Genomic DNA, 12,161 nt, shown 5'->3' on the forward strand with positions numbered 1-12,161 from the left:
TCATGTCCGACCGATGAATGCAAGCTCTTTTTTTCAACTTCATTTCGAGCTCGGCGTTACTATTTCTTGGCCGGAATGAGAATATACCATGTACAGGTTTTGATTGCAAGCTTTATTTCAAAAAAATGATTCCGAGGCAGAATGCTTACTCGCATCCCACTTCGGAATCAGGATTAATTATCTCAATCAGTTATTCTGTACGTTACGCATATGCGGGAACAACAGCACATCACGGATCGATGCAGCATTGGTGAGCAACATAATCAGCCTGTCCACACCAATTCCAAGTCCGCCTGTAGGCGGCATGCCGTACTCAAGAGCACGGATGAAATCATCATCCATTTCATGAGCTTCATCATTACCTTTTTCTTTTTCCTGAATCTGTGCTTCAAAGCGCTGACGCTGGTCGATAGGGTCATTCAGCTCGCTGAATGCATTCGCATGCTCCCGGGCCACGATAAACAGCTCAAAACGGTCGGTAAAGCGCGGGTCTTGATCGTTCTTTTTGGCGAGTGGAGAGATCTCAACCGGATGGCCTGTAACAAAGGTCGGCTGAATCAGTGTTTCTTCTACAAATTGCTCAAAGAAGGCATTTAGGATATGGCCAAAAGTCATGTGCTTTTCAACTGGCACACGGTGCTCCTTCGCCAGACGCTGTGCTTCCTCATCCGACATATGAACGCCAAAGTCGACACCTGTCACTTCTTTAACAGCATCCACCATGGTCACACGGCGCCACTGCGGCGTCAGATCTACTTCCTGGCCTTGATAATTAATCTTTTGGGTACCCAACACTTCCTGGGCGATATGAGCGATCATGCTCTCGGTTAAGTGCATAATGTCTTTGTAGTCCGCATAAGCTTCGTACAGCTCGATCATTGTAAATTCCGGGTTGTGGCGCGTTGAAATCCCTTCGTTCCGGTACACGCGGCCGATTTCGTATACTTTTTCCAAACCGCCTACGATTAGACGCTTCAGATGCAGTTCAATGGCAATACGCATATACAGCTGCATATCGAGTGTATTGTGGTGAGTGATGAACGGACGGGCCGCAGCTCCGCCGGCGATGGCATGCAGCGTTGGAGTTTCTACCTCCAGATAACCAAGCGAATCCAAGTAACGGCGCATCGACTGGATGATCCGTGAACGGGTAATGAATGTCTGCTGAACTTCAGGATTGATAATCAGATCCACATAACGCTGGCGGTAACGCAGCTCCACATCTTTCAGACCATGATATTTCTCGGGAAGCGGAAGAAGCGATTTGGATAGTACCTCAAGGTTATGCACTTTAATAGAGGTTTCTCCGGTTCTGGTTTTGAATACAGTTCCGCGGACGCCAATGATGTCACCCAAATCGAGAACATTAAAAGCCGCATATTGTGCTTCAGAAATACTATCCTGACGGACATAGATTTGAATCTTGCCGCTAAGATCCTGGATGTGGGCGAAGCTGGCTTTACCCATTACACGCTTGGCCATAATACGGCCGGCAATACTGACTTCCAGGTTGAGCTCGTCCAGCTCCTCTTTGGTTTGTCCATCATACTTGGACATAATATCTCCGGCACCTGTCGTACGCTCATACTTTTTGCCAAACGGATCGATACCCAGTGCACGAAGCTCGTCCAGTTTGCCGCGGCGGATCGTCAGCAGTTCGCTTAGTTCTTTTTCCGTATTCTCAGCAGTATTCATTTCCTCGGTCATGTCTTTCATCCTCTCTTACTCACTCTGTCATATACACAAGAAGAAACGGCTCCATCCCTATGCAAGAGACAGTCCGTTCCCGTACAAATAGAAGCTGTATGCGCTGCAGAAAAATCAGGGAAATTTATAAGATTACATATATAAATTCTTATCTTTTGAAAAAAGCTTCCCTAAGGAAGCTTTCTTGACGTTTCCCTTATTGGTACCTATTACTTCATTCTAATATCAAGAATTTTATATTGAATGACTCCAGCAGGAACACTAACATCTACAACAGTACCAATCTTCTTACCGATAATGGCCCGGCCTACCGGACTTTCATTGGAGATCTTATTATTCAGCGGATCAGATTCGGCGGTGCCGACAATCAAATACTCCATGACGTCGCCATATTCCAAATCCTCAACGCTAACAGTAACCCCAATGCTTACCACATCGGTAACGATTTCGTCGCTGTTGATGATGCGCGCATTACGGAGCATTTTTTCCAAAGTAATAATACGTCCTTCAATGAAAGCCTGCTCGTTCTTGGCATCCTCATACTCCGAGTTCTCACTGATATCTCCGTAGCCGATCGCTACTTTTATCCGTTCAGCTACCTCGCGGCGTTTTACGGATTTGAGGGTCTCCAATTCTTCTTCCAGACGCTTAAGTCCGTCCGGTGTAAGGATGACTTCTTTATCGCTCATCTCAACCGATTCTCCTGTCGTATACATTTATTGAAAACACCATACTATATGCGAATCTGGAGGGATCAGAACCCTCCTTCTGCAATGCCACTGCTGTAACGGCGATTTTATACTGTGAAATTATATTGGAACCGCTACAAAATGTCAATGACGCCCCATATAATGTTCGAGTGTTAACCAATAGGCGGGAAATATAGGGGGGATTGATGTCCTGAAAAACCCTTATTCCCTCCAAAAAGACAGGAGCTGATGCAATTAAACCGCTGAAAGTGAGAACTTCAAGCCTTCCTGCTCCTCTTCATCCTTAAGCTGCATGACAAATTCATTCAAAATCCGCACCATTTCATCACGTTTGGTTTCTTCCATAATGACGTCCTTTACACGGGCTGCCGCCTTCATCCCCTTCAAGTACCAGGCCAGATGCTTGCGCATTTCCCGGACCGCCACCGCCTCACCTTTCAGACTGATCAGACGGTCCATATGAAGAATAGCCACCTTAATCTTTTCTTCTGCTCCGGGTTCGGGTATAAGTTCGCCTGTGCTCAGGTATTGGATGGTACGGTACAGCATCCACGGATTGCCTAAAGCTCCGCGTCCAATCATTACTCCGTCGCAGCCAGTCTGATCCAGCATAGCCCGCGCATCCTCAGGTGTATTCACATCACCGTTACCGATCACTGGAATGGATACTGCCTCTTTAGCCATACGGATGTACTTCCAATCGGCATTCCCTGTATAATGCTGCTCACGAGTCCGGCCATGAACACTTACCGCCTGACCTCCGGCACGTTCAACAGCACGCGCATTCTCTTCCACAAAAATATGTTCACTGTCCCAGCCAATGCGCATTTTTACGGTCACAGGCTTATCCACGGCGTCAACGACCGCAGACACCATTTCGTAGATTTTGTCAGGATTCAAAAGCCAGCGTGCTCCCGCATCACACTTGGTCACTTTGGGTACTGGGCAGCCCATATTAATATCGATAATATCGGCATTTGTCTCTTTATCAACGACCTTCGCCGCTTCCACCAGAGATTCCCGGTCACCGCCGACAATTTGCAGACTCAGCGGTTTCTCCCGCTCATCCACGAACAGCATCTCCCGGGTGCGCCGGTTGCCGTGCAAAATCGCCTTGTCACTTACCATTTCGGCACAGACGAGGCCGGTCCCGAATTCTTTTGCAATCAATCGAAATGCCGGATTACACACACCTGCCATAGGTGCCAGTACGACCTGGTTCTTCATTTCTATGCCGCCAATCTTTAGCATGTTTCTTCACTTCCTTGATTGGATTTGTTGGAATCTATAATAACGTCCCTTAGGTAGAGGGATTGGCTAATTCATCGACAGCCACTCCAAGAAAATCCGCAATTTTATTTAAAATTTGATCTTCCAAACGTCTATTGCCCCGCTCCACTGCACCCAGTACAGCCAATGATATTCCGACAGAGTCCGCAAGCTCCTGCTGGGTATAACCCTTCAGCTTTCGGAATGCTCTGACCCTCCGTCCCATACGTTTGTTGTCCACAAGCGAATTCCTTCCCTTCTATCTATGTCTTGTAGCGCTGCTGTAATGAACTGCCGAAGTCCGGAAGACTCTTCATTGTTCGGGACGACATCACTCAGTGGAATAAGCACAAACGCCCGCTCATGCATCCGCGGATGCGGCAGTGTTAATTCGGGTGTATCCAGGTGCTGATTCTCCACCCATAACAAATCCAAGTCTACTGTTCTCGGCCCATAGCGAACATCCCGGACACGGCCCAGTTGACTTTCGATTCTAAGCATCGCCTGGAGCAGCAGCCCGGGAGCAAGCGTGGTACGAAGAGCCGCAGCCATGTTAAGAAACTGCGGTTGGTCCAAGTAACCGACAGGCTCCGTCTCGTATACACTTGAACACCGGACCACTTCAATCTGATCATGCTGGTTCAGTCTTTGCAGTGCCGCCTTCAGGGTTCCCTCACGGTCGCCCAAATTAGCCCCTAAAGCAATATAAGCCTCTGATGCCTCAGAGGTAGAATGTATAGTCATTACCGAGTTCTCACTTTCTGGTCCTATGCAGTTCTACGGTCACTCCCTGAAAGTGAATGTCGAACGGCGGATGCGGTTTTGTCACCTTCACCGTAACTGCATTGATAACAGTATAAGTGTCCAGTACTGAGGATGCAATATGTTCAGCCAGAGCTTCAATCAGTTTAAATGACTTTGTTTCGACAATTTTTTTGACAAGGAAATGCACTTCGGCATAATTGACGGTCAGCGTGAGATCATCACTAAGACCAGCGTCATGCAGATCAAGCTCCAGCTCCAGATCAATATAAAATCGCTGGCCCAGCTTGCGCTCCTCTTCAAACACTCCATGATAGCCATAGTATTCCATGCGGTGCAGCGTCATTTTATCCATAGGGATTACCTGCTTTCTCATCCAAATAGTCTGAATAATCTGTAATTGATCGTATATTAGTCACGTACCAGTGCGCCCGGAGCGTAAAGCATAGCATCGCACATCTGCACCGTACGCTTAATTCTGGCAACATCGTGCACCCGCACGATCTGGCAGCCTTGAGCAATCCCGAATGCTACGGTGGCCGCAGTGCCTTCTACCACATCATCTGCCGGGAGATCCAGCACGGTCCGGATGAATTTTTTGCGGGAGGTGGCCAGCAGTACAGGATATCCAAGCCCGCTTACACGGTCCAGGTTCATCATGGCCTGAAGATTCTCTGTATAATCCTTGGCAAACCCAATCCCGGGATCAAGTATAATATTCTCCGGCTTCACCCCCGCGGACAACGCCAGATTTATGCTCTCCATAAGGTCGGCAGACATATCACTGACCAGTTCCTGATAATTCCGGTCCTTTCGGTTATGCATCAGAATGATGGGACAGCCGCTTTCAGCAGCAACAGCCGCCATATTCGGGTCAGCTTTGGCACCCCAGACATCATTTATTATATGAGCTCCTGCTTGAATGGCCCGGCGGGCTACCTCTGCCTTGTAGGTATCAATGGACAAAGGCAGATGGGGGGCCGCCCGGTGAATGCTCTCAATGACAGGCAGTACGCGGGCCAGTTCTTCTTCCAGACTTACCGGCTGATGGCCTGGCCGTGTCGATTCACCGCCAATATCAATAATATCAGCACCCTCCGCCGCCATTTGCAGCGCGTGCTCTACCGCCCGATCCGGCTCATTCCACAACCCGCCATCGGAAAAAGAATCCGGAGTGACGTTCAGAATGCCCATAATCAACGTTCGTTCACCCAGTATCAGTTCCGCTGGACCTATACGGTAGTTCCGTTTATATATTACGGGTCTCATTTCCGCAATCCCGTCCTTTCCCTGTATAATTCCAGCAATAAGGCTGTTATTCTCCCGCAGCGTCCGCCACTTACCGCCATCTGCTCATTAGTACGCCACAGCGTAGTAACCGGAACTATCTCTTGTACCGAATTGGTTAGAAAAATCTCATCCGCTTCTACAATCTGTTCCCACCTGTACAGACCTTCTTCTGTTTGCAGTCCAGCATCATGCGCCAGCTTCAGTACCATTTCCCGGGTAATTCCCGGCAAAATCCCGGTCGCAATGCTTGGGGTGTAGAGTACATTATTAGTAACGAAAAAAACATTACTGACAATGCCCTCAGCAATCTCGCCCTGCGCTGTCAGCATGAGTCCCTCCGCACCCGTTGCGGCTGAAACATACCCTGCCAGTTCACGCTTCGCGAGTATATTGTTCATATAATGCAACGACTTCAAGCGTACCGGGCCCTCCGGTGTATTACGCGGCAGCTTTAATAATTGCAGGCCTTTGCCGTCGAGGTAGAGCGTGTCAGGGAACTGCGGCAGCTTTTTGATGTATAGCAAATGGTTGGGTCGACTATAGTCCCCCGCAGGCAAACCCAGAATGTCTTCACCGGCTGTTACGGTATAACGAATATAGGCATCCTGTAATCCATTTTTGCCCATTACACAATGAATCCAGTCCCGCAGCTGGGCAGCTTCTCCTTCAAAAGGAATTCCGAGCTGTCTGCAGCCCTCTGCCAGTCTGTCGATGTGCCGCTGCAGCAAAAAGGGTTCACCCCCGTATGTACGAAAAGTTTCAAAGAGGCCCATGCCGTACAAAAAGCCGTGATCCAGAGCGGAAATCACGGCATCTTTGGCATCAACTACCCTGTTGTTGAATCCAATATAGTTCATGCCGGTTCCCCGGCTCTACGTTTCAGGAAATTTCGCAGCATGGTGTGTCCATAATCGGTAATAATCGATTCAGGATGGAATTGTACCCCCTCTATCGGGTATTCCTTATGGCGCAAGCCCATGATTTCACCTTCGGCTGTTTCCGCTGTAATCTCCAAGCAGTCAGGCAGACTGTCGCGTTCCACAATCAGTGAATGATAACGCGTTGCAGTAAATGGAGATTCCATTCCCTCAAAGACCGAGGTCCCTTTGTGGTGGATCGGCGAGGTTTTGCCATGCATCAGTCTCTCCGCCCGGATCACATTACCACCAAAAGCCTGTCCAATGGCCTGATGGCCCAGGCAGACACCAAAGATCGGAATCGTTCCTTTGAAATGCTGCAGCAACTCCAGGCTAATACCCGCTTCATTCGGTGTGCAGGGCCCCGGAGAAATCAGAATATGATCCGGTGCGAGCGCCTCAATCTCCTGAATGGTAATTTCATCATTCCGGGACACCTTCACCTCTTCTCCTAGCTCCCCCAGATATTGCACCAGGTTGTACGTAAAGGAATCATAATTATCGATAACCAAGATCATAATATTGCTCCTCCTTCGGCGCCGCCGGTGGTCCGTGATCCCTGCTGGTATTCGCTGCAGAGAACCGCCTTCACTACGGCTTTGGCTTTATTGTGGCATTCCCGGTATTCCCGGTACGGGTCAGAGTCGATCACAATACCCGCACCTGTCTGGATGTAACCTATTCCGTCCTTGACCGCTAGTGTTCGTATAATAATATTTAATTCCATATTGCCGTTATAGTCAATCCAGCCCATCGATCCAGTATATGGACCGCGCCGAACGGGTTCCAGTTCCTCGATGATCTCCATCGTGCGTACCTTGGGTGCGCCGGTGATCGTTCCGCCGGGGAACAAGGCGGCTATGACATCGTAAGCGCCTTTACCGGGCGCGACGGTGCCCTCCACTTGCGAGACGAGATGCATCACATGCGAGTATCGCTCCACGGTCAGCAGCTCCGGCACGCTGACCGTTCCATATGCAGCGACACGGCCGATGTCGCTCCGCTCGAGATCGACAAGCATAATATGCTCGGCGATCTCCTTCTCGCTCCCGCGCAGCTCCGCCTCCATGGCGGCGTCCTCCGCGGGAGTGAGGCCCCGGCGCCGGGTACCGGCTATGGGGCGTGCGCTGACCTTGTCCCCGTGCAGCTTGACGAGCAGCTCAGGCGAAGCGCTGGCAAGCGTGAAGCCGGGTGAGCGCAGCAGCCCCATGTACGGGGACGGATTGAGCTTGCGCAGCCATTCATACACATCCTCTGGCGAGGATTTCAGCTGCGCTTCCTGACGCAGCGACAGGTTCACCTGGAATACATCCCCTTGGCGGATGTATTCCTGAACCTCCCGGACCGCCTGCTGAAACCGCTCTGGTGAGAAGGCAGATGTCATACCTGGCCACTCCCCGGAGTTATCGGTATGCGCTTCAATTGTAACAGCCTCGGCAGCTTCTTCAGCACTGCGATCTGAGATCCCTTGAGTAGCTGAGATCAGCCGCCATTGCCCAAGCATCTCCTCTGCTCGCCGGAGAGCATCTTGATACAGGCCTTGCAGTTCAGCTGGATCCGATAGGTTCACTGCTGCAGGAACTGGAACATGTACAGTGCAATACAGCGCATCCTCTTGATGATCATAGATCCACAGCTCCTCCAGCCTCATAAAAAGATAATCGGGAAACCCCGGATCATCATCAGCCGCGATAGGCAGCTTCTCCAGAGAACGGACTACATCGTAGCTGAGGAAACCAATGCACCCACCGGTAAAGGGAGGCAACGGGGAAGACTGTACCCGTGGTGAAGTGAATTCCCTCATCCAGTTCTCCAGCATCTCCAGAGGTTGGCCCCGCACTTCTGACTGGAATATTAAAGGCATAGTTGCACTTGCAGCCTCTGATGATAAGCCGTAGACTTCGGCTACACCGTCTTTACCTTGTAATATAGAAGGAGGATTTAGGCCAAGGTACGTATAGCGGCCACCTTTTCCGCTCTCCAGCACAACTGAATACGGGGAGGCCAGCTCCCAGGCCTTCTTCCAGGAGGCAGGCAATCCTCCCTTGTCCTGTGATGACTTTATAATAAGGGGGAGTAGGCTCCAGTCTCCCTGCGCCCATTGCTCCCAGTCCTGCCACGCTGTTATGATCTCCAAAGCCATCCCCCTAAAAGTTTTGTGTAGCATATACTTCTTGGAATTTACTCCGTACAAAACTTTACTTCGGAAGCATCTGCTTAGTTGTGTGTAGCATATACTTCTTGAACTTACTTCGTACAAAACCTTGCTTCGGAAGCATCTGCTTAGTTGTGTGTAGCATATCCTTCTTCGAACTTACTCCATACAAACTTTGCCGGCAGCAATCCCGTTGTAAACCTATACCCTTATCCTTTAGTTTATTGCCTGTCAGTATACTGTACTTTGGACCGCTTTGAAAAGCCTGAATGAGTGATTTCCCAAAAAATAAGCCTTCACCCTCCCTATAACAGCGGATGTGAAGGCTCTTGGAATAGACTAATTACAATTACACTTCGAAATTGTAAAGTGGAGTGCTCAGGTAACGTTCGCCGTTACTTGGGATAATTACAACAACCTTTTTGCCGGCTCCCAGCTCTTTGGCCACTTTGAGAGCAGCGAATACAGCAGCACCGGAAGAAATACCGGACAACACGCCTTCTTCCTTAGCTACACGGCGTGCGGTTTCGAACGCTTCATCGTTCTCAACATGAATGATCTCATCATACACATCCTGATTCAGGATATCGGGAATGAAGTTCGCGCCGATCCCTTGGATCTTGTGCGGACCCGGTTTGCCGCCGGCCAGAATTGGCGATGCCGCAGGTTCTACAGCATAGATCTTCACATCAGGATATTTATTCTTCAGAATCTCACCAGCACCAGTGATAGTTCCGCCAGTACCTACTCCGGCAATGAAAGCATCCAGCGGTCCACCGATGGACTCGATCGCTTCAACAATTTCTGGACCTGTAGTCTCACGGTGAATTTTCACATTCGCCTTATTTTTGAATTGCTCAGCCAGGAAATAATCAGGATTCTCGCTAAGGATCTGTTCAGCCTTCTTAACTGCACCGTTCATTCCTTCTGATCCCGGAGTAAGCACGAGCTCTGCACCGTAAGCACGCAGCAGATTGCGCCGTTCAAGGCTCATGGTTTCCGGCATAACAATAACTGCCTTATAGCCTTTGGCTGCAGCAACAAGTGCCAGGCCAATACCTGTGTTACCGCTGGTAGCTTCCACAATGGTGCCGCCTGGCTTCAGAAGGCCTTCCTTCTCAGCTTCTTCAACGATGCTGATCGCAATACGGTCTTTCACACTGGAACCCGGGTTTTGATATTCCAGCTTCAGATAGATTTCGGCAGAACCTTCGGGAACCACCCGGTTAAGACGAACGAGCGGTGTGCCTCCGATCAAATCTGTTATACTATTGACGACTTTAGCCATGAGTAAAGACCTCCTTGAGAATAATAAAATGAATGGGTGCGCAACTTGTGACCATAGTCTTCAGCATAGATTTCCGGGTGTATGAAAAAACGGGTAGGTCTGCACCAGGATATTCAACACCGCAGCGCCAAGTTATAGCGCTGGACAGCGGAATTGGACAGTCCGCCGTTTGTTATTTCCGACTAAATCAGTAGGTTTTACATTTAAGTTCATATTATCAATCTTGCAGGCTGTTGTCAATATATATCGCTGTATCATATTTAGCGCGCAGATCACTTTCAACCTTCTGAAGTGGTGGGGCCTTCTCGAGCGCAAGCTCATCCCGAACCTGCTGCCTGATTTCGGCTTGATTCTGCTCTCTGGGCACAATAGCCTGCTCCAGCCGGATTACCGCATAAGTTTCCCCTGTCTGTAGCGGACCTGCAATATCACCTGCCTCCAGACCCGCAGCCGTTTTCAAGAGATCCTCCGGCCAGAAAGGGTCATCCTCCTCAACCATACCAATACTTCCTCCATGGAGACGGCTTTCCTCATCGATGGACAGTTCCCTGGCCAGCTCGGCAAAATCCTCTCCCTGCTCCAGACGATCCATTACTTTCTCTGCCTCTTGGTAAGTCGATACTTTTATCATGGAGAGCTTCATTTCCTTCTTGGGGGTGAACCGCTCGGCATTTTGCGCTAAATAATCATCGATTTCGCTCTCGGTGATGGTAATCCCAGCTGTTGCCACCGCTTGGAGAGTAAGGCGGTAAGCTGCCTCTTCCCGTACTTCTTCACGAGAGAGCCCCAGCTCTGATTCCATCTGTTCATAATATTGTTGTTCGGAGCTATAACCAGCCATACTGCGCTGAAGCTCCTTCTCGATCTCATTATCAGTGATGGTAAGCTTCAATGCCTTTGCCTCTTTGTTGACTACAATGTGATTTAGCAATCCAAGGAGAACTTCATCTCCATATTTTTTTTTGAGCTCATCTATCCATTGCTGGTCCGTAACCGGCTGATCTCCCGCTCTTGCAATGTCCGAGGGCTCTCCTTCTGCGGCTTCTCCTTTGAGTATAGCCATAGCCCGCAGACTCCAGAACAATAAACCTCCGAGCATTAATGTTGCGATCGCCAGAAGAATAACGGCATTGCGCAGCACGCGCTCTTGTCTTGTCATCATCCCATAGCCCTACGATTTCGCTTGATCCAGGATAACCTGCAGTTCATCCTTATTAAATACATAGGCCTCGTTACAATAATGGCATACCACTTCCGCTTGATCATCTTCTTCGATTAACCGTTCCAGCTCGTGCTGGCCTAGACTGACCAATGTTTGTTCTACACGCTCACGGGAGCATTGGCAGACAAAATGAATATCGAGTTCATCCATGATAATCACATCAGATAGCAGCCCTCGAAGCATCTCTTCCGGCTCGAGTCCCTGCTCCAGGACAGCGGTAACTGAAGGCATCGAACCTACAGCCTGCTCAATCTCTGTTATCTCCTCATCGCTGAGACCCGGCAGGAGCTGTATAATAAATCCACCAGCCACTTTCACAGAGTTATCCGTCTCAACCAGCACCCCAAGCCCGACTGCAGCGGGGGTTTGCTCGGATATAGCAAAATAATAGGTGAAATCCTCACCAAGCTCTCCCGAAACAATAGGAACACTCCCCCGGTAAGGCTCCTTCATACCCAGGTCCTTACTGATATCAATGAACCCTTCCGTTCCTACTGCCCCTGCAACATCCAGTTTGCCGAGACTGTTGCTTGGCAGATGGAAATGAGGATTCTGTACATAACCACGTACTTCCCCAAGAGCATTCGATTCTGCTACAATCTGTCCAAGCGGTCCGTTCCCTTTAACCATAATTGCCAGTTTTTCCTCGCCCTTGAGCATTGCACCCATCATAGCAGCGGCTGTTACTGTGCGTCCCAGTGCTGCTGTTGCTGTCGGATACGTATCATGTCTGCGCCGAAGCTCGTCGACAAGGTCTGTGGTACGGACTGCAAAGGCTCTTACTTTACCGTTCATCGCCGTTCCCCGAACCAGCCGATCCTTCTTTTCATTCATTGGTTGC

General features: G+C 49.6%; 13 protein-coding genes. All 13 read right to left on the bottom strand.

The window, feature by feature from the left end:
* Nucleotides 1-186: 186 nt before the first annotated feature.
* Nucleotides 187-1,707, bottom strand: coding sequence for a lysine--tRNA ligase (gene lysS, locus AC0MA3_RS24525; protein WP_474658132.1), 1,521 nt, complete (start codon nucleotides 1,705-1,707; stop codon nucleotides 187-189).
* A 209-nt stretch (nucleotides 1,708-1,916) separates the two neighbouring features.
* A complete protein-coding gene (gene greA, locus AC0MA3_RS24530) occupies nucleotides 1,917-2,396 on the bottom strand; it encodes a transcription elongation factor GreA (RefSeq protein ID WP_074086951.1) in 480 nt (159 codons plus the stop codon).
* 255 nt (nucleotides 2,397-2,651) lie between these two features.
* Nucleotides 2,652-3,668 carry a tRNA dihydrouridine synthase DusB gene (gene dusB, locus AC0MA3_RS24535; RefSeq protein ID WP_474658133.1) on the bottom strand — a complete coding sequence of 339 codons (1,017 nt, stop codon included), beginning with the start codon at nucleotides 3,666-3,668 and terminating at the stop codon, nucleotides 2,652-2,654.
* A gap of 49 nt (nucleotides 3,669-3,717) precedes the next feature.
* The gene (locus AC0MA3_RS24540; protein ID WP_379164085.1) at nucleotides 3,718-3,912 is read right to left on the bottom strand and encodes a helix-turn-helix domain-containing protein; all 195 of its coding nucleotides are present in this window, start codon (nucleotides 3,910-3,912) and stop codon (nucleotides 3,718-3,720) included.
* Nucleotides 3,879-4,430 carry a 2-amino-4-hydroxy-6-hydroxymethyldihydropteridine diphosphokinase gene (folK, locus tag AC0MA3_RS24545; RefSeq protein ID WP_474658134.1) on the bottom strand — a complete coding sequence of 184 codons (552 nt, stop codon included), beginning with the start codon at nucleotides 4,428-4,430 and terminating at the stop codon, nucleotides 3,879-3,881. The genes AC0MA3_RS24540 and folK overlap by 34 nt, the downstream gene beginning before the upstream one ends.
* A 10-nt stretch (nucleotides 4,431-4,440) precedes the next feature.
* Nucleotides 4,441-4,803, bottom strand: coding sequence for a dihydroneopterin aldolase (gene folB, locus AC0MA3_RS24550; RefSeq protein ID WP_379163938.1), 363 nt, complete (start codon nucleotides 4,801-4,803; stop codon nucleotides 4,441-4,443).
* Nucleotides 4,804-4,859: 56 nt separating this feature from the next.
* On the bottom strand, nucleotides 4,860-5,717 hold the full coding sequence (folP, locus tag AC0MA3_RS24555) for a dihydropteroate synthase (RefSeq protein WP_474658135.1): 858 nt from the start codon (nucleotides 5,715-5,717) through the stop codon (nucleotides 4,860-4,862).
* A complete protein-coding gene (locus tag AC0MA3_RS24560) occupies nucleotides 5,714-6,595 on the bottom strand; it encodes an aminotransferase class IV (protein WP_474658136.1) in 882 nt (293 codons plus the stop codon). Before AC0MA3_RS24560 ends, folP begins: the two co-directional genes overlap by 4 nt.
* Complete coding sequence (gene pabA, locus AC0MA3_RS24565) at nucleotides 6,592-7,173, bottom strand: aminodeoxychorismate/anthranilate synthase component II (RefSeq protein ID WP_379163946.1); 582 nt, start codon at nucleotides 7,171-7,173, stop codon at nucleotides 6,592-6,594. The genes AC0MA3_RS24560 and pabA overlap by 4 nt, the downstream gene beginning before the upstream one ends.
* Nucleotides 7,170-8,798 carry an anthranilate synthase component I family protein gene (locus AC0MA3_RS24570; RefSeq protein WP_474658137.1) on the bottom strand — a complete coding sequence of 543 codons (1,629 nt, stop codon included), beginning with the start codon at nucleotides 8,796-8,798 and terminating at the stop codon, nucleotides 7,170-7,172. The genes pabA and AC0MA3_RS24570 overlap by 4 nt, the downstream gene beginning before the upstream one ends.
* Nucleotides 8,799-9,159: 361 nt before the next feature.
* Entirely contained in the window at nucleotides 9,160-10,098 is a 939-nt protein-coding gene (gene cysK, locus AC0MA3_RS24575; RefSeq protein ID WP_379163952.1) for a cysteine synthase A, read from the bottom strand.
* A 217-nt stretch (nucleotides 10,099-10,315) separates the two neighbouring features.
* Nucleotides 10,316-11,260 carry a peptidylprolyl isomerase gene (locus AC0MA3_RS24580; protein ID WP_379163954.1) on the bottom strand — a complete coding sequence of 315 codons (945 nt, stop codon included), beginning with the start codon at nucleotides 11,258-11,260 and terminating at the stop codon, nucleotides 10,316-10,318.
* Nucleotides 11,261-11,269: 9 nt separating this feature from the next.
* Nucleotides 11,270-12,154, bottom strand: a complete 885-nt coding sequence (hslO, locus tag AC0MA3_RS24585) for an Hsp33 family molecular chaperone HslO (protein WP_474658138.1) — start codon at nucleotides 12,152-12,154, stop codon at nucleotides 11,270-11,272.
* Nucleotides 12,155-12,161: the final 7 nt, after the last annotated feature.

This window comes from Paenibacillus sp. LS-5 (genome assembly GCF_056121505.1).